At 63.2% G+C, this 16,058-nt stretch carries 18 protein-coding genes and 2 tRNA genes; 8 read left to right on the forward strand and 12 right to left on the reverse strand.

Going from position 1 to position 16,058, the window contains the following annotated elements:
• Nucleotides 1–526: 526 nt before the first annotated feature.
• The 4 genes from DQW91_RS11230 to DQW91_RS11245 form a co-directional block, all read right to left on the reverse strand.
• A tRNA-His gene (locus tag DQW91_RS11230) sits at nt 527–603 on the reverse strand.
• Nucleotides 604–725: 122 nt separating this feature from the next.
• Nucleotides 726–1,703, reverse strand: coding sequence for a tripartite tricarboxylate transporter substrate-binding protein (locus DQW91_RS11235; protein WP_112663740.1), 978 nt, complete (start codon nt 1,701–1,703; stop codon nt 726–728).
• Between the two features lie 53 nt (nt 1,704–1,756).
• Complete coding sequence (locus tag DQW91_RS11240) at nt 1,757–3,259, reverse strand: tripartite tricarboxylate transporter permease (RefSeq protein WP_112663741.1); 1,503 nt, start codon at nt 3,257–3,259, stop codon at nt 1,757–1,759.
• A complete protein-coding gene (locus DQW91_RS11245; RefSeq protein WP_112663910.1) occupies nt 3,259–3,927 on the reverse strand; it encodes a tripartite tricarboxylate transporter TctB family protein in 669 nt (222 codons plus the stop codon). Before DQW91_RS11245 ends, DQW91_RS11240 begins: the two co-directional genes overlap by 1 nt.
• A gap of 268 nt (nt 3,928–4,195) precedes the next feature.
• Here DQW91_RS11245 and DQW91_RS11250 point away from each other — a divergent pair, with 268 nt between their 5' ends.
• The 3 genes from DQW91_RS11250 to DQW91_RS11260 all read left to right on the forward strand — a co-directional run bounded on the left by DQW91_RS11250 (nt 4,196) and on the right by DQW91_RS11260 (nt 6,031).
• Nucleotides 4,196–4,939 (forward strand): TerC family protein, encoded by a 744-nt coding sequence (locus DQW91_RS11250; RefSeq protein WP_112663742.1) that lies wholly within the window; start codon nt 4,196–4,198, stop codon nt 4,937–4,939.
• 67 nt (nt 4,940–5,006) lie between these two features.
• Nucleotides 5,007–5,708, forward strand: coding sequence for an AzlC family ABC transporter permease (locus tag DQW91_RS11255; protein WP_112663911.1), 702 nt, complete (start codon nt 5,007–5,009; stop codon nt 5,706–5,708).
• Nucleotides 5,705–6,031 (forward strand): AzlD family protein, encoded by a 327-nt coding sequence (locus DQW91_RS11260; RefSeq protein ID WP_112663743.1) that lies wholly within the window; start codon nt 5,705–5,707, stop codon nt 6,029–6,031. The genes DQW91_RS11255 and DQW91_RS11260 overlap by 4 nt, the downstream gene beginning before the upstream one ends.
• Here DQW91_RS11260 and DQW91_RS11265 read toward each other — a convergent pair.
• The 4 genes from DQW91_RS11265 to DQW91_RS11280 are packed head-to-tail and all read right to left on the reverse strand — an operon-like array spanning nt 6,020 to nt 8,721.
• On the reverse strand, nt 6,020–6,454 hold the full coding sequence (locus DQW91_RS11265; protein ID WP_112663912.1) for an arsenate-mycothiol transferase ArsC: 435 nt from the start codon (nt 6,452–6,454) through the stop codon (nt 6,020–6,022). The two genes, DQW91_RS11260 and DQW91_RS11265, sit on opposite strands and share 12 nt — an antisense overlap.
• A 30-nt stretch (nt 6,455–6,484) precedes the next feature.
• Nucleotides 6,485–6,970, reverse strand: a complete 486-nt coding sequence (locus DQW91_RS11270; protein WP_112663744.1) for a UPF0262 family protein — start codon at nt 6,968–6,970, stop codon at nt 6,485–6,487.
• Nucleotides 6,971–6,985: 15 nt separating this feature from the next.
• Nucleotides 6,986–8,278: a histidinol dehydrogenase gene (gene hisD, locus DQW91_RS11275; RefSeq protein WP_112663745.1), complete on the reverse strand. Its 1,293-nt coding sequence runs from the start codon at nt 8,276–8,278 to the stop codon at nt 6,986–6,988.
• Nucleotides 8,278–8,721: a DUF2948 family protein gene (locus DQW91_RS11280; protein WP_112663746.1), complete on the reverse strand. Its 444-nt coding sequence runs from the start codon at nt 8,719–8,721 to the stop codon at nt 8,278–8,280. Before DQW91_RS11280 ends, hisD begins: the two co-directional genes overlap by 1 nt.
• A gap of 126 nt (nt 8,722–8,847) precedes the next feature.
• On the opposite strand from DQW91_RS11280, the gene DQW91_RS11285 reads away from it, so the two are divergent.
• Nucleotides 8,848–9,177, forward strand: coding sequence for a hypothetical protein (locus tag DQW91_RS11285; RefSeq protein WP_112663747.1), 330 nt, complete (start codon nt 8,848–8,850; stop codon nt 9,175–9,177).
• Nucleotides 9,178–9,216: 39 nt separating this feature from the next.
• Here the strand turns inward: DQW91_RS11285 and murA are convergent, their stop codons facing one another.
• Nucleotides 9,217–10,506, reverse strand: a complete 1,290-nt coding sequence (murA, locus tag DQW91_RS11290; protein WP_112663748.1) for a UDP-N-acetylglucosamine 1-carboxyvinyltransferase — start codon at nt 10,504–10,506, stop codon at nt 9,217–9,219.
• 364 nt (nt 10,507–10,870) lie between these two features.
• On the opposite strand from murA, the gene hemA reads away from it, so the two are divergent.
• The 3 genes from hemA (at nt 10,871) to DQW91_RS11305 (ending at nt 13,695) form a co-directional block, all read left to right on the forward strand.
• The gene (hemA, locus tag DQW91_RS11295) at nt 10,871–12,118 is read left to right on the forward strand and encodes a 5-aminolevulinate synthase (protein ID WP_112663913.1); all 1,248 of its coding nucleotides are present in this window, start codon (nt 10,871–10,873) and stop codon (nt 12,116–12,118) included.
• Nucleotides 12,119–12,243: 125 nt separating this feature from the next.
• Nucleotides 12,244–12,318, forward strand: a tRNA-Thr gene (locus DQW91_RS11300).
• A 351-nt stretch (nt 12,319–12,669) separates the two neighbouring features.
• Nucleotides 12,670–13,695 (forward strand): class I SAM-dependent methyltransferase, encoded by a 1,026-nt coding sequence (locus DQW91_RS11305; RefSeq protein WP_157961427.1) that lies wholly within the window; start codon nt 12,670–12,672, stop codon nt 13,693–13,695.
• 22 nt (nt 13,696–13,717) lie between these two features.
• On the opposite strand, the gene DQW91_RS11310 is transcribed toward DQW91_RS11305, so the two are convergent.
• Nucleotides 13,718–13,897: a DUF4376 domain-containing protein gene (locus tag DQW91_RS11310; RefSeq protein WP_112663750.1), complete on the reverse strand. Its 180-nt coding sequence runs from the start codon at nt 13,895–13,897 to the stop codon at nt 13,718–13,720.
• A 76-nt stretch (nt 13,898–13,973) separates the two neighbouring features.
• Nucleotides 13,974–14,327 carry a diacylglycerol kinase gene (locus tag DQW91_RS11315; RefSeq protein WP_112663914.1) on the reverse strand — a complete coding sequence of 118 codons (354 nt, stop codon included), beginning with the start codon at nt 14,325–14,327 and terminating at the stop codon, nt 13,974–13,976.
• Between the two features lie 184 nt (nt 14,328–14,511).
• On the opposite strand from DQW91_RS11315, the gene DQW91_RS11320 reads away from it, so the two are divergent.
• The gene (locus tag DQW91_RS11320) at nt 14,512–14,685 is read left to right on the forward strand and encodes a hypothetical protein (RefSeq protein WP_157961428.1); all 174 of its coding nucleotides are present in this window, start codon (nt 14,512–14,514) and stop codon (nt 14,683–14,685) included.
• Between the two features lie 43 nt (nt 14,686–14,728).
• On the opposite strand, the gene DQW91_RS11325 is transcribed toward DQW91_RS11320, so the two are convergent.
• Nucleotides 14,729–16,018: an NAD(P)/FAD-dependent oxidoreductase gene (locus DQW91_RS11325; protein WP_112663752.1), complete on the reverse strand. Its 1,290-nt coding sequence runs from the start codon at nt 16,016–16,018 to the stop codon at nt 14,729–14,731.
• Between the last annotated feature and the right edge of the window lie 40 nt (nt 16,019–16,058).

Consider the following 16,058-nt stretch of genomic DNA (forward strand, 5'->3'; position numbering starts at 1 on the left):
CGGCCCACCACCGGGAAGGATTGAAGCAGGGGCGGCTATAGAAGACGCAATGTTATCTGCAGGGATCTCCCCCTGACCATAAGGTTGTTTGGGATTGAAAGAAGAATCCTTGAAAGATGAGGACCCTTTCAAAAACTGAAGTCGGCTTAGTAAATTGTGGGCAAATCGATAGAACGACAAACGCATTGCAGCCTCCTTAGGCAGAAGGGAAAGCTAATCGTCTAGCTTTCTAGCGTCTCATATCGGCCGCGTTCGTGGAATAAGGTCCCAATGCCCAAGCATGACCTTTGGTAATCTATCCACAACTATTAGTGGAGCGAAAGCCGAGCGATATCCGGAGGGTGCGCACACCTCTGCCCAAGCAGCGATCACCGGACACGCGCGAGTGGTCCTGGATCAATAAGCTCGCGACACGCTCTATTTCGCGCGCCGGTATTTGGAAGATGGAGAGGAGAAGCGCAGGGATTCTGCAAAACGGGCCAAACAAAGGAGGCGCTTGGATGGCCCCAAACCCTTACGGCGTAAATGGTACAGCCGCCCCGGCTCGAACGGGGGACCCCCAGATCCACAATCTGGTGCTCTAACCAACTGAGCTACGGCTGCACGCCGGGCAGGGTGTAATCGCCTGTGCGATCAATTTCAAGGCTTGTTTATCGTCTCGTATCCTCAAAAGCGAACGGCGGGCCGGGCGGCCCGCCGTTCCTGAGGAAAAGGCTGGAAAAGCCTTATTCCGCCGTGGCTCCGGCGGCCTTGAGAACCGGGGTCCAGCGGGCGACCTCGCTCTCGACGAGCTTCTGCAGGGACTCCGGCGTGCGCTCGGCCTTCACCGGAATCACACCGCCAAGGTCGAGGAGGCGCTTGCGGGTGCCCTCGTCGTCGAGCGCCTTCACGAGGGCGTCGTTGAGCTTGGCCACGATCTCGGGCGAGGTGCCCTTGGGCGCGAAGGCGGCGTTCCAGGCGCTGACCTCGAAACCGTCGAGGCCGGCTTCCTTCGTGGTCGGCACGTTCGGCAGGGCGGGCGAGCGCTCGGGGGTCGCGATGGCGAAAGCCTTGATGTTGCCGCCCAGGATCTGCGGGGCGACGTTGACGATCTGGTCGGTCATGTAATCGACCGTGTTGGCCATCAGGTCGTTGAGAGCCGGGCCGGTGCCGCGATAGGCAACCATCGTGGGCTTCGCCTTGATGACCGAGTTGAAGAAGATGCCGGTCATGTGGGAGACGGAGCCCACGCCCGCATGGGCCATGTTCACCTTCTCGCCGTTGGCCTTCATGTAATCGAGGAAGCCCTTGAGGTCGTTCGCCGGGAAGTCCTTCTTGGCGACGATCACGATGGGGGTTCCCGCCGCGAGCCCGATAGGCGCGAAGTCCTTGGTCGGATCGTACTTCAGGTTGGGATAGAGCGCCGGGGCCGCGCCGTGGGTGCCCATGTGGCCCATCATGATGGTGTAGCCGTCGGGTTGGGCCTGCGCCGCGCGGGTGATGCCGGTGGTGCCGCCCGCGCCCGCCACGTTCTCGATGACGATCTGCTGGCCGAGAGTGCGGGACATGTGATCGCCGACGATGCGGGCGACGACGTCCGTCGGGCCGCCCGCCGCGAAGGGTACGATCATGGTGATCGGGCGCTGCGGATACGCGCCTTGTGCCTGAGCGCCCGTTGCGGCGAGGCCGAGGCCGGCGGCGAGTGCGATTGCTAGCTTCTTCATGGTTCTCTCCCTGGAAAATTCGTTACGCTTGCGCTCTCCGACGATGCGGCGAGTTACTCCGTGAAGACCTCGTCCCTGCCCTTCCGCACGGACGGCAGAAGCGCAAGCACGAGCAGGACGATGGCGACGGCGAGCAGACCCGCGCTGACGGGCCGCTCGATGAAGGTGGAGAGCGAACCGCGCGAGAGGATGAGCGCGCGGCGCAGGTTCTCCTCCATCAGCTTGCCGAGCACGAAGCCGAGCAGCATCGGCGCAGGCTCGAAGCCGAGCGTGATGAGAAGGTAGCCGACGAGGCCGAAGAGGCCGATGAACACCACGTCCGTCGGCAGCGAATTGATGGAGTAGATGCCGATGCAGCAGAACATCAGGATCGCCGGGAACATCAGGCGGTAAGGCACCTTCAGGAGACGCACCCACATGCCGATGAGCGGCAGGTTGATGATCAGCAGCATGAGGTTGCCGACCCACATGGAAGCGATCATACCCCAGAACAGGTTGGGGTTGCGCGTCATTACCTGCGGGCCCGGCACGATGCCGTGAATCGTCATGGCTCCGACCATCAGCGCCATCACGGCATTCGGTGGAATGCCGAGGGTGAGAAGCGGGATGAAGGACGTCTGCGCGCCGGCGTTGTTCGCGGATTCAGGGCCCGCCACGCCCTCGATGGCGCCGCGCCCGAAGCGGCTCGGGTCCTTCGCGAGTTTCTTTTCCACCGTATAGGAAGCAAACGGCCCGAGCACCGCGCCGTTGCCGGGCAGGATGCCGAGGATCGAGCCGATCACGGTGCCGCGAAGAACCGAAGCATAGGACTGCTTGAAGTCGTCCCGGTTCGGCAGAAGGCGGCCGATGGCCTGGCGCACCACGTCGCGGGTCTCGGTCTGGTCGAGATTGCGCAGAATTTCGGCAATGCCGAAAATGCCCATCGCGAGGACAGCGAAATCGATGCCATCGGAGAGGAACGGCAGACCGAAGGTCATGCGCTCTTCACCGGTTTCGAGATCGGTGCCGACGGTCGAGAGCAGCACGCCCACGAGGATCATCGCCACCGCTTTCAGGATCGAACCGCGCGCGAGCACGACCGCGAAGACGAGACCCATGACCATCAGCGAGAAATACTCAGCTGGGCCGAAGATCAACGCGAGCCTGGTGAGCGGCGCACCGAGCGCCGCGATGACCAATGTCGCGACCGTACCGGCGAAGAACGAGCCGATGGCGGCAATACCGAGCGCCACGCCCGCGCGCCCCTGCCGCGCCATCTGGTGGCCGTCGAGGGTCGTCACCACCGACGTCGCTTCACCGGGAATGTTGACGAGGATCGCCGTGGTCGAACCGCCATACTGCGCGCCGTAATAGATGCCTGCGAGCATGATGAGCGCGCCCACCGGATCGAGCCCGAAGGTGATCGGCAAAAGCATGGCGATGGTGGCGATGGGGCCGACGCCGGGCAGAACGCCGATCAGCGTGCCGACAAGGCAGCCGAGGAATGCGAGGCCGAGATTCTGCAGCGACAGCGCGACGCCGAAACCAAGGCTTAAGTTTGAAACCAGATCGCTCATCAGCCCTGCTCCGTCTCGATGGCCACATCGACCTTCGTGGTGTGCCGGCGGCGGCCGGTGAGAAACATGATAAGCGCCGCAGCGGCCATGATGGCCGAGCAGGCGCGCAGAATGTCCTTCTGCGACCAGCCTGCGGGAAAGAGCCCCGTGAGCGCCTGCGGGAAAACCGGGATCGGCAGGTTCAGCATGTCGCCGAAGAGCAGCATGCAGAACGGCGTGAGGCTCAAGGAGAGAATGACGAGTTCACGCAGGCGCGCCTCGGGCGTAGCGCAGCCTCCGATCAAGATAGCCAGGGGCCCGGCGACGATCATGCCGAGGCCAGGCAGCGAAAATCCCCCAAGGCTCAAGGGGCGGATGGTCGCCGCGAATGCGAGGATGGCCAGAATGATGAAGACCGGACCGCGCAGGCTCCACCGCTCGAGCGCTGCTCCGTGCTTGAGGAGGCCGTTGACCAGAAGCGCCACGCCGCAAAGGCCGACGCCGATGGACAGCCAGTCCGGCAGCATGGCCGGCCCCATTGCGCTGAGGCGCCCCTGCGGCAGGCCCCGCATCAGCCACAGGCCGAGCGCCGCCAGCAGAAGCAGGAAGATGCCGCCCGCGAAATCCTGCGCACCTCGGACGAAGCCGCGCCGCTCCTGTTCTTTGGGGCGCTCATGCGAATGAGACATCGGCATCCTCCCGACCGGCGCGTGGACCACGCCTTGTTGCAACCGTAAAAATTGTGCCCAAGCTGTCGCCCGGGATCAATCAACCGGCTCGCGTTTTCAAGGGAGGTTGAGGAAAAACATAGGCTTAGCGACTAAGACCTTTGTCCAATCCCGGTCTTTTTTGTGCCTTATCCAAGGGAAATCCCGATTTCACGGTTGAATCCGCGAAACCGATGTATACCTAAGCAGCCGCATCGCCCGATCCCACCTGAATGCCAAGGCAAGACTGATGGACTATATTCTCTCGACGACGTTCCTCGTCTCGCTGCTTCAGGTCGTCTGGATCGACATTCTGCTCTCGGGCGACAATGCGGTCGTCATCGCGATGGCCTGCCGCTCGCTGCCGCAGAACCAGCGCAAGCTCGGCATCATGCTGGGCGCGGGCACGGCGGTCGCCCTGCGCATCGTTTTCGCGCTGATCATCTCCTACCTTCTCGGCGTTCCTTACCTGCGCATCATCGGCGGCCTTCTGCTGTTCTGGATCGCGCTGAAGCTGATCGGCGGCGAAGAGGAGGAAGGGCACGAAGTGAAGGCCAGCGACAGCCTGTGGAAGGCCGTGCGCACCATCGCCATCGCCGACGCCGTGATGAGCCTCGACAACGTGGTGGCCATCGCCGCCGCCTCGCGCGGACACCCGGAACTCTTCATTTTCGGTCTTCTGCTCTCGATCCCGCTCATCATGGCCGGCGCCTCGGTCATCACGAATCTTCTGACGCGGTTCCCCCTCCTCGTGTGGGCGGGTGCTGCTCTCCTCGGCTACATCGCCGCCGAGATGATCGTGACGGACCCGGTGGTGCTTGGCTGGCTCTCCGGCAACTTCCCGCAATTCGTGATGCCGGATCCCGGTCATCCGCCGCTCGACCTGAAGCCCGTTCCGCAGGTGCTCTACAGCGCCGCCGTCATCGGCGCGGCCCTGGTCATCGTCGGCGGGTGGGTTCTCTCGCGCAAGGGCAAGGAAGGCGCCAGCGCCTGACCGCCCGCGCGAAAGTATGAGCGCGGACATCGTTGACGGAAAGGGTGCGGATCGGCAGAAAGCCGTCATGTCCGCACCCTCCCGAAGTCACTTCACACTCGCCGGCTGCCGCCTTGGGGCGAAGATGGCCCTGCCCGTCTTTCCGGGCTACATCGTCTTCGCAATGGCCTTCGGCACCGCCGCCTCGCAGAAGGGGCTGCCTCTGACGCAGGCAATGGGCCTCAGCGGCTTCGTCTATGCCGGAGCCTCGCAGATGGTCTCCCTCGGCATGTGGCAGGTGTCGTGGACGCTCAGCACGCTTTTGACGCTCATGGCGGTCACGGCGGTGGTGAATGCGCGCATGATCCTCCTCGGCGCGGCGCTGCAGCCCTGGCTCGCGAAGGAGCCTCTCTGGCGTTCGGCTATCAATCTCTTTCTCGTCACGGAAGCCACCTGGCTCATCGGCACGCACTATCACCAGGAAGGCGGCCGCGATGTCGGCGTTCTGTTCGGGCTGAGCGTGCTTTTGTGGATCGTGTGGTTCGTGGCGACTGTCGCCGGCTATTTCGCCGGAGCACTCGTGCCCGCGCCCGAGCGTTTCGGGCTCGATCTCGTGATGCCGGTGTTCTTCGGCTCCATGCTGGTGCCGCTCTGGAAGGGCGCAAAGCCCGCCCTGCCCTGGCTGGTTGCGGGCGCCGTCGCCCTTCTCGTCCATGCCTTCGTGCCGGGCTATCTTTACCTCATTCTCGGCGCTGTCTCCGGCGTCATCGCGGGGATGCTGATCGAATGAGCGGCGTGGAACAATTCATCGCGGGTCCCTGGGGCGGCACGATCGCCATCGCAGCCATGACGGTCGCGACTTTCCTGTGCCGCATCGCGGGGGCGCTCGTGATGACGCGCGTGACGATCACGCCCCGGATCGAGCGAGGTCTGCGCGCCCTGCCCGGCTCCATCATTCTTGCAACGATCCTGCCGATCCTCATCGACAAGGGGCCGACCGCGTTCATCGGCATCGCGGCGACGATCATCGTCATGGCGTTCACCCGCAAGGAGCTCGCGGGCCTCGCCGCCGGCCTTGGCACGCTGACGATTCTCAGAGCACTAGGTTTCTAAAGCGGGCGCCAGCCGCTGCTTGATGCGTCCAGCGAGGCCGTCGCGCACCTGGCGATAGGCCTCGAGCATCTGCTCGCGCGAGCCTTGCACGAGTGTCGGATCGGGCGTCGGCCAGTATTCGACATCCGCCGCGAGCGTGCGCGTCAGCTCGAGAGCAGCGTGGTGCGCTTCCGGTGAGAGGGAGATGATGAGGTCGAAGTTGAGCCCCTCCCACTCCTCCAGTTCTTCAAGTGTGCGCGGCTTGTGCTTCGAGGCATCGATGCCGATCTCGTCGAGCACCTGAACCGCGAACGGATCTGTTTCGCTTTTGCGCACGCCCGCCGACTGCACATAGAACGACTTGCCGAAGTAGTAACGCGCGATGGCTTCGGCCATAGGGGAGCGAACCGCGTTCATGGCGCATACGAACAGCACCGAATGTATCTTTTTCGGGCTCTGCGCTACGTCCAAGCGTCAACCCCGCCAGTGCAATGCGAAGATGAGCGTGAAGATGCGACGGGCCGTGTCGAAATCGACAACGATCTTGCCTTCAAGACGCTTCATCAGAAGATCCGCCGCCTCGTTGTGCAGGCCGCGCCGCCCCATGTCGATGGCCTCGATCTGCGAGGGTGAGCCGGAGCGGATGGCCTTGTAGTAGCTGTCGCAGATCATCTCGTAATCGCGGATCACCCTGCGAAGCGGCGTGAGCGACAGATGATGCGTGACGAGCGTTTCGCCGCCTTGCGTGCGCACCTCGAAGCAAAGCCGCTTCTCGATCAGCGCGATATGCAGCGCATAAGGCCCGCCTTCATAGTTCGGCAGCGCGAAGGAGTTCTCTTCGATGATGTCGTAAATGGCGATGGCGCGCTCATGCTCCTGGTCGGGATTGCCGCGACCGATGGAGCCCTCATCGAGCGTGACGGCGACAAGACGGCACCGTTCCTTTCCTCCGCTCGCCATCCCCGCTCCCATCCGTCACATGTTCAGGCGGATCGCCACGGATCGCGCATGACCTTCGAGACCCTCCGAACGCCCCAGCGCGATGGCGGCGGGGCCGATCGCGCGCAGCGCATTCGCATCGCATTTCAGGATCGAGGTTCGCTTCATGAAGTCAAGCACGCCGAGGCCGGACGAGAACCGTGCGGAACGCGCGGTCGGCAGAACATGGTTCGGGCCGCCGACATAATCGCCGATGGCTTCCGGCGTATGGCTACCGAGAAAGATCGCGCCCGCATTGCGGACCTTTGCGGCAAGAGCCTCCGCGTTCTCGGTTTCGATCTCGAGATGCTCCGGCGCGAGGCGATCGATGAGGGAAATCGCATCGTCCAGTTTTTCAACCAGAATGATCGCGCCATAATCGCGCCAGCTCGCACCGGCGATCTCGGCCTTCGGCAGCGTCGTGAGCTGGCGCGCCACGGCTTTCTCAACCGCGTCGGCAAGGCTCGCGCTATCCGTGATCAGGATCGCCTGCGCCACCGGATCGTGCTCGGCCTGCGCCAGAAGATCGGCGGCGATCCAATCGGGATTCGCATGACGATCAGCAACGACGAGCACTTCGGAGGGCCCGGCGATCATGTCGATGCCGACCTGCCCGAACACCCGGCGCTTGGCGGCGGCCACATAGGCGTTGCCGGGGCCGACGATCTTGGCCACCGACTGCACGACCTCAGTACCATAGGCGAGAGCGGCGACGGCCTGCGCGCCGCCAACGCGCACGATCTCATCGACACCGGCCAGCCGCGCGGCGACGAGCACGAGCGGGTTCGTCTCGCCGCGCGGGGTCGGCACCGCCATCGCGATGCGCGGCACGCCAGCGACCTTCGCCGGAACCGCATTCATGAGAACGGAAGAGGGATAGCTCGCCCGTCCGCCCGGCACGTAGATGCCGACCGATTCAAGCGCCGTCCAGCGCCAGCCGAGCGTGACGCCGAGCGCGTCCGTGGTGAGGGAATCCTGCGGGCGCTGGGCGCGGTGATAGACCTCGATGCGCTCCTTCGCGAGCCGGAGAGCATCAAGCTCCTCCTTCGCGCATTGCGCCTCGGCGGCGTCGATCTCCTCATCAGAGATGCGCAGGGTCTGCGGCGTCAAATCGAGAGCGTCGAAGCGGCGCGTGTAATCGATGAGGGCCTCATCGCCCCGCGCGACCACATCCTCGATGATTGTGCGGACCGCCTGGTCCACGTCCTCCGACACTTCGCGCTTGGCCGACAGAAGATCCGCGAAGGCTTTCGGGAACCCGGCGTCCCGGGCATCGAGCCGCTGCGCCATCAGGAGCGCTCCGCCGATGTGTCGCCGTGCGAGGGGCGGCTCTCGGCCGCCCAGACGGGGCCCATGTCCTTCATCTGCATCTCGATGCACTCCACATCGACCTGAATCGCACCGCCATCGGCGAAAATCAAAGTCGCGGTTCCGGATGGCGTATCCTTCTCCTCGAAGGAGATGGCAAGAAGATTGAGCACCGCATCCTGGTTTCTGGGGTCGATGCCGCGCAGGCGCACGGCCTTTACGCGCTCGAAATGCAGGCCCGCGAGGCGGCGCTGCGGCGGGGCCTTCGAGCCCTCCTCCCAGGCGAACCGCTTGGCGAGAACAGCAAAGCGCCGCTCGCCGGGAAGGTAGGCCATATCGCCGACGCGGATGAGGGCATCCTGAAGATAGGCCGAGACGACCGTGAGATCTTCCGGATCGAGAGCGACGAGTTTCAAGAGATCCATCGGGCGGCAACCTCTTCTTGAGCTTTGAGAGCTACCTAGAGACGGCTTGCGGCTAGCGCAACCTTTGCGCTCACGGAAGGTTCACCTTTCAAACCGCATCATGGCTACGTCTGGAGAAAAAAGTCGATGAAACACCTCGCCCTGGCCCTCTTCGCCCTCGTGGCGCTCGCGGGCCCGAGCTTTGCTCAATACTACGATCCCTATTACGGCCCCGGCCCCGGCTGGAACCGCCCGCCTCCGCCACCGCCCGGCTGGAGGCCGCCTCCCCCGCCTCAACCCGGATGGGGACCGCCGCCCGGTCAACGCTGGAGGCAGCAGCAGCAGCGCCGTCAGATGGGTAATGTGTGCGTCACCTCGCGCGGAAGCTGCGAATATCCGCAATATTTCCCGCGCAACACGCCCTGCCGCTGCGACATCCCCGGCTTCGGCACGAAGCGTGGCGCGATCGGCTATTGATCCTGAAAAAGATCGGAGGCGTTGGAGCCTCCGATCTCTTTATCCCTTGATGCGCTCGATCTCGGCCCCGCAGCGCACGAGCTTGGCCTCGAGCGCCTCGAAGCCCCGGTCCAGATGGTAGACCCGGTTGATCGTGGTTTCGCCCTCGGCGGCAAGGCCCGCGATGACCAGCGACACCGACGCGCGAAGGTCTGTCGCCATGACCGGCGCACCCTTGAGAGTCGGAACACCCTCCACATAGGCGCTGTCGCCGTCGAGGCGGATCTTCGCGCCGAGGCGGGCCAGCTCCTGCACATGCATGAACCGGTTCTCGAAAATCGTCTCGCGGATGCGCGAGGTACCGCTGGCCTTGGTCATCAGGGCCATGAACTGCGCCTGCAAGTCGGTCGGGAAGCCGGGGAACGGGTCCGTCGTCATATCCACGGCCTTGATGCCGTTGCCGTTGCGGCGGACGCGGATCGAGTTGTCCGTAGAGGTGATTTCCGCCCCGGCTTGTTTCAGCACGTCGAGGGCGAATGCCAAAAGTTCGGGCCGGGTATTCTCCAGCGTGACATCGCCCCCCGTCATGGCGACCGCCATCGCGTAGGTGCCTGTCTCGATCCGGTCGGGCAGGACGTCGTGGGACGCGCCGTGCAGGCGCTCCACGCCCTCCACGACGATCTCGCTCTCGCCCGCGCCGCGGATCTTCGCGCCCATCTTGATGAGGCAATCAGCAAGATCCACCACCTCCGGCTCGCGGGCGGCGTTCTTGATGACGGTCGTGCCCTTGGCAAGGGTCGCCGCCATGAGCGCCACATGGGTGCCGCCGACGGTCACCTTCGGGAACTCAATGGTCGCGCCGGTGAGCCCCTTGGGAGCCTTTGCAACCACATAGCCGCCGTCGATTTCGATCTCCGCACCGAGCTTTTCCAGCGCCATGATGAGAAGATCGACCGGCCGCGTGCCGATGGCGCAGCCGCCGGGCATCGACACCCGCGCCTCGCCGAGGCGGGCAACGAGGGGGGCGATGACCCAGAAACTCGCCCGCATGGTCGAGACCAGCTCATAAGGCGCGCAGGTATCAATGACCGAGCGGGCGGTGAGGCGGATGGTCTGCCCCGTCTCCGAGGTTTCGCCCGGACGGCGGCCCGCGATCATGTGATCGACGCCGAAATTGCTCAAAATCCGCAGGAGCGAGGAAATGTCGGCAAGGCGCGGCACGTTGCCGAGCTCCAGCGTTTCCTCGGTGAGCAGACTCGCGATCATCAGGGGCAGCGCCGCGTTCTTGGCGCCGGAGATCGGAATCGTGCCGTTGAGAGGCGCCCCACCACGAATGCGAATGCGATCCATGAAATGTCCCTTGCAGCAATGGGCCGCGTGCGGCCTCATGAAATAAAAGTCACGCAGGCTTGTCGTCCGTCCGCTTCGGCTCCGGCCCGTCCGCAGCCTCCGGCTTCACGGCCTGCCGGCCACGAGCTTGAGCCTTGCGACGCTTAAGATTCTCTTTCAAAGCCGCCTTCAGGCGGTCGGCTTTTTCTTGCGATTTTCCGTCAGACATGTTTCACGCGACCCATCGTCGCCTTTTCAGATAAAGGCTTCGCAAACGGGCCTCAACCCGCTTAATCAGTGTCGCAGGCTTTGACCGAGATCAATGCCGATCCTGGCGCGGCTCCCTATTTTCCCGGGGCGTTGCGTTACCGCATCCGGTGAGATGATGGACTATCAAGACTTCTTTGCCTCCGCTCTCGATCGCCTCAAGGAAGAAAGGCGTTATCGCGTTTTTGCCGATATCGAGAGGCAGGCAGGCCGCTTTCCTTCCGCGACCTGGCACAGCCCTCAAGGCCCCCGCGACATCACCGTGTGGTGCTCCAACGATTACCTCGGCATGGGGCAGAACAAAGGCGTGATGCGGGCGATGGTCGAAACCGCCTGGCGCGCCGGCACGGGCGCGGGCGGCACCCGCAACATTTCCGGCAACAGCCACCCCATCGTGGAGCTGGAGGCCGAGCTGGCCGACCTTCACGGCAAGGAGGCGGGCCTCGTCTTCACCTCCGGCTACGTCTCGAATCAGACCGGCATCGCGACCATCGCGAAGCTCATTCCGAACTGCCTCATTCTCTCGGACGCCCTCAACCACAATTCCATGATCGAGGGCGTGCGCCAGTCCGGCTGCGAGAAGACGATTTTCCGCCACAACGACCTCGCCCACCTCGAAGAGCTGCTTCAGACCGCCGGCGACAGGCCGAAGCTCATCGTTTTCGAGAGCGTCTATTCGATGGATGGGGATGTTTCCCCAATCCATGCGATCTGCGACCTCGCCGAGCGCTACAACGCCATGACCTATCTGGACGAGGTCCACGCGGTCGGCATGTACGGCCCGCGCGGCGGCGGCATCGCCGAGCGCGAGGAGGCGATGCACCGGGTCGACGTGATCGAGGGCACGCTGGGCAAGGCTTTCGGCGTCATGGGCGGCTATATCACGGCCTCCCGCGCCGTCATCGATGCCGTGCGCAGCTTCGCGCCTGGCTTCATCTTCACCACCGCCCTGCCCCCGGCGGTCGCGGCCGCCGCCACCGCCTCGGTGCGCCATCTCAAGGCATCTTCCGAGGAGCGCACCCGGCAGCACCTCCAGGTCGCCCGCACCAAGGCGGCGCTGGCCCGCGCCGGCCTGCCGGTGCTCGCGACCGAAACCCATATCGTTCCGGTGATGGTGGGCAATGCGGAGGCCTGCAAGGCCGCGTCCGACCGGCTTCTGGACGTCCACGGCATCTACATCCAGCCGATCAACTACCCCACGGTGCCGCGCGGCACCGAGCGCCTGCGGATCACCCCCACCCCACTCCACTCGGAGGCGCATATCGCCGCGCTCACCAAGGCGCTGGTGGAGGTGTGGACTACGCTCAAGCTTCCCTTGAATCCGCAACGGCAAGCCGAATCGGACGCAGGGACACAAGCCGCCTGACCGGGAAACGGGGGCTTGGGACCCCCTTTCGGCCCCAAGCCACGAAACACCCAATATTTTTCACTTTCAAACTTGCGCCGGCCGCCACCCTGTGGCACTAACCGGCCCGCTTCGAAACAAAGCGCGCTGCCGTAGCTCAGTGGTAGAGCACTCCCTTGGTAAGGGAGAGGTCGAGAGTTCAATCCTCTCTGGCAGCACCATTTTTCTTTGGAAAGTAAGAATTTTAGCGGCCCGTGAACGCGCATAGCCGCGCCTCTCTGCCGAGCGCCTGTCCGCCCCAATAAGCTTGCCTCTGCCCGTATCGCCACCGGCACTCCAAATCCATAAAAGCATGGATTTCATCCTCGCCGACGCCGATCCGATGGCCGGTGTGCGGAAGGTCGATATCGTCGAGACGCTTCGCCCCTGAATGAGGCGGCGCACAGACGCGAAATCATCCGCGATTGTTACGGTGATCATGCCATCACCACTGGGCGAGTCGAGGCGCTGGCCTTCACAACTACGCTAGGGATTTGCTACTTAGATGCCGCAATTTTAGGTGGCGACCCTCAATGCTTCAGAAAATCCGGTCCCTCTTTACGAAGCCAGAAGGGATCTCTGTGGGCGACCTTCGGGCGCATCGTTGGCATACTGAAGAGCCCTCCAGGTCCTTCAACCCCAATGTTCCGACCATGTTGAGCGAATATGAGCGCCGGATGCTCCATTGGTTCGCATCTCGCGCCTATACGGGGCGAGGTGATATCGCCGATCTCGGATGTTTCCTTGGCGGTTCGACAGTGTCACTGGCTCAGGGCCTTGCCGATAATCCTCGCGGCCCCTTCGGGCGAAGGATCATCCATTCGTTCGATATGTTCGTCTGCCCTCAGGACCCGTATACCGAAGACCTTATTGGAGACACGAAGCGCCCGGGCGATTCCGTCCTCGATCTCTATGAAGCGAACGTCGGCCAACATAGTCATCTCGTCAGAACTTACGCTGGTGACCTCCTAGAGCAGAAGTACGAGGGACGCGATCTCGAGATCCTCTTCATTGACGTCGCAAAAACCGTAGACCTCAACGACTTCATCCTCGACAACTTCCTCTCACGAACCCTAAAGAGCGGAGCGATTGTCATCCATCAGGATTACAATCATGCATGGCTTCCTTGGGTCCACTGGACTGCGAACGCCTTGCGGCCATACTCCGACTTCATCTGCGATCAGGAGGGGTCGCGAGTGCAGTTCCTTCGAGAGCGCCCGCCGCGCCACGTCCTCAAGCAATGTCGCTCCGATGGTATGAGCTTTGAAGACCGGTGCGCCGTTCTCGCCGATGAGATCGCCCGAAATGAGAACCGCTATTCGGCGGCCTTGGTTGCGATGGGCCTCGCCTGGTTCACCTTCCTTCACAAGGGGGCATCTGCTGGCCTGGATCTCCTTAACCCCGACCAGCAGCCGCTTTTGCGCGAACCGTGGATCCCCGATCAGGTTGCCGAGATGCGCAAGTGGATGACGACCTGGAAGGATATTCACGGATACAACCGATACCATGAGACGTTCTTCAGCCCCGTTGGCGCTGAAGGTCGATATCTCGCAGGGTAATCAGATCTCCTCAAAGGCAACATCAACTGCCATCGGAGTCGATGGCGGCCAGAACGCCAGCTTCCTTTGCGAAGCAGGCCTGAACGTGTGAGGCGACCGCCATCGCTAGTGCCGTGATAGCGTCCTTACCGAGATCGACAAACCCGGTCGCTACCTTGAACTTCACGTTAGGAAACGCCGAGAGATCAATCCTCTCTGGCACACCATTTCCTGAAAATCAGCTTCTTCCCGGTCTTTGAGAAAACTGGCCCGTTTACCCGGCTGCGTTTTGACGCGCCTTAGAGGACACCCACCCGCTCAAAGAGAGCCGTGCCCCAGACGAGTCCCGCGATCACGAGGGCGCAGAAGACGGCAGCGGAGCCGAAGTCCTTCACGCGGCCGATGGCGGGGTGGTGGTCGGGGTTGACGTGGTCGCAGAGCTTTTCGACCGCGGTGTTGAGGAATTCGGCAACGAGGAGCAGGAGGATCGTGCTCACGAGCGCCACCCGGACCCAGGCCGTCGTCCCAATCAGGAACGAGAGGGGGACGGCAATGGCGAGCAGGATGAACTCCTGCCTCACGGCCCGTTCCGTGGCGGCGGCGACACGGATCCCGCGCCAGGAATTCAGAAAGGCAGCCCAGATCTCGTTCATCGTCACATCCCGTGTGGTCTGGCGCGCAATACAATCCGCATGCGTTTGGGGCAACCCCGCCCTCAACAGGGCCATGACCGCGCAGCCAACCGGCAATGGCGAAAGACAGCCCCGTGCGCCAGGGCACTTCCCTTCTTTCGTAAAGAACTAGGCTTCAAGCTCCCTCAAGCCGGGACGGATGATCATGAGCTCGAAATATTCAGCCTTTCGCGCCAGCTACAGCGCCAGCCGATCGGGCAGGCCGGATTCGGAGATCGATAATCGCCTGCTCGTCGCCACCGCGCTCATTCTCGCGGGGCTCTCCCTCGGGATTTTTACCTGGCTCAGTTCTGACCAATTTCTGATAGCGATCCACTAGCTGACCCGGGCAACACCCGGTTTCCACTTGTTCTGATCATGCCCTAGCGGGAGCGGAACTCCCGCGCGTAATCCGCAATCTGGTAGGACCAGTAGGTCAGTTGCGCGGCAGCGCGGCCGAAGGGGCCGCCGCTCCACGTAAGGCCGAAGGGTTCGAACAGGCGATAACGGTCGCTTTCCCCCAGAATTCCCTCGGCGATCACCGTTCCGCCGATGGTGGTGGTGTTCGTGCCGTGCCCGCCGAAGGCCGTGCAGTACCACACCCCCGGCGTGAGCTGCCCGATCTGCGGCATGAGATGCCGCGCGTAGGACATGAGACCCGACCAGGCGACTTCCGTCTTCAACCCGGCGAGCTGCGGGTAAGTCGTCTTCATCTCGTGCTCAAGAAGGGCGGCGATGTCGCGCGGATCCGTCGTGCGGGTCGTGATACGCCCGCCCCAGAGAATGCGTTTTCCACCATCGACGGTGCGGTAATAATCCCCGGCCCTGCGATCATCGAGCACGGCGGCGGAAGTGCCGATAGCCGATTGCACGAGATCCGGCGCTTCCTCCGTCAGCAGCACATACGTGGCGATGGGAAGGTAGGAGCGCTTCAACGCAGGCAGAACGCCGCCCGTGTAGCCGCCCGTCGCGAACAGGACATGCTCGGCCTCAACTTCCGCCTGCGCCGTTCTGATGCACTTTTTCGGAGCGTCGAGATCGACGGAGATCACAGGCGATCCCTCGAAGATCTTCACGCCCAGGCGCGCGGCTTCACGGGCAAGGCCCTGCGTGTAATTGAGAGGGTGAAAGTGGAATGCGTCTTCGTCGAGAAGAGCCTCATGATACTTGGGCGAACGCAGAATGCCGCGGATTTCCTCGCGCGGCAGGTGGCGCTGCTTGAGGCCGAATTCGCGCTCCATGCGCTCGCGCGCTTTCCACAAGGCATCGCCGGGATTGTAGCGCACGGCCTTGATGATGCCCGGCACGGGGGCCGCGTCGTCAAGCCTGAGGTCGGCGATGTTGGCGCGGATGAGCTCGACACCTTCCATCGACAGGCGAAAGAGATCCTTCGCCCTCGCCTTCCCCGCCATGCGCTCGATGGCGGACAACGACGTGGCGTAGCCCGCCGAGACGAAACCGCCATTGCGGCCGGAAGCACCCCAGGCGATGCGCTGCGCTTCAAGAAGAACAACCGACCGGCCTGCCCGCACCAGATTGAGCGCCGCCGTCACGCCAGCGAATCCACCGCCGACGATGCACACATCCGCCGCCATGCGCCCCTGCGCGGCAGGATAGTTCTCCGCACCGCTAAGTGTACGCTTGTAGAAAGTATCGATGTAAGTCGCGGTCATGGCGCCCGATGGATGTTGACGTGTTACAGGCAGGATTGGC

This window comes from Microvirga flavescens (assembly GCF_003290125.1).
Lineage (GTDB): Bacteria > Pseudomonadota > Alphaproteobacteria > Rhizobiales > Beijerinckiaceae > Microvirga > Microvirga flavescens.

Coding starts and splice junctions, on each gene's coding strand:
- DQW91_RS11235 (WP_112663740.1), bottom strand. CDS start 1,703: ATGAAGAAGCTAGCAATCGCACTCGCCGCCGGCCTCGGCCTCGCCGCA.
- DQW91_RS11240 (WP_112663741.1), bottom strand. CDS start 3,259: ATGAGCGATCTGGTTTCAAACTTAAGCCTTGGTTTCGGCGTCGCGCTG.
- DQW91_RS11245 (WP_112663910.1), bottom strand. CDS start 3,927: ATGTCTCATTCGCATGAGCGCCCCAAAGAACAGGAGCGGCGCGGCTTC.
- DQW91_RS11250 (WP_112663742.1), top strand. CDS start 4,196: ATGGACTATATTCTCTCGACGACGTTCCTCGTCTCGCTGCTTCAGGTC.
- DQW91_RS11255 (WP_112663911.1), top strand. CDS start 5,007: ATGTCCGCACCCTCCCGAAGTCACTTCACACTCGCCGGCTGCCGCCTT.
- DQW91_RS11260 (WP_112663743.1), top strand. CDS start 5,705: ATGAGCGGCGTGGAACAATTCATCGCGGGTCCCTGGGGCGGCACGATC.
- DQW91_RS11270 (WP_112663744.1), bottom strand. CDS start 6,970: ATGGCGAGCGGAGGAAAGGAACGGTGCCGTCTTGTCGCCGTCACGCTC.
- hisD (WP_112663745.1), bottom strand. CDS start 8,278: ATGGCGCAGCGGCTCGATGCCCGGGACGCCGGGTTCCCGAAAGCCTTC.
- DQW91_RS11280 (WP_112663746.1), bottom strand. CDS start 8,721: ATGGATCTCTTGAAACTCGTCGCTCTCGATCCGGAAGATCTCACGGTC.
- DQW91_RS11285 (WP_112663747.1), top strand. CDS start 8,848: ATGAAACACCTCGCCCTGGCCCTCTTCGCCCTCGTGGCGCTCGCGGGC.
- murA (WP_112663748.1), bottom strand. CDS start 10,506: ATGGATCGCATTCGCATTCGTGGTGGGGCGCCTCTCAACGGCACGATT.
- hemA (WP_112663913.1), top strand. CDS start 10,871: ATGGACTATCAAGACTTCTTTGCCTCCGCTCTCGATCGCCTCAAGGAA.
- DQW91_RS11305 (WP_157961427.1), top strand. CDS start 12,670: ATGCTTCAGAAAATCCGGTCCCTCTTTACGAAGCCAGAAGGGATCTCT.
- DQW91_RS11315 (WP_112663914.1), bottom strand. CDS start 14,327: ATGAACGAGATCTGGGCTGCCTTTCTGAATTCCTGGCGCGGGATCCGT.
- DQW91_RS11320 (WP_157961428.1), top strand. CDS start 14,512: ATGAGCTCGAAATATTCAGCCTTTCGCGCCAGCTACAGCGCCAGCCGA.
- DQW91_RS11325 (WP_112663752.1), bottom strand. CDS start 16,018: ATGACCGCGACTTACATCGATACTTTCTACAAGCGTACACTTAGCGGT.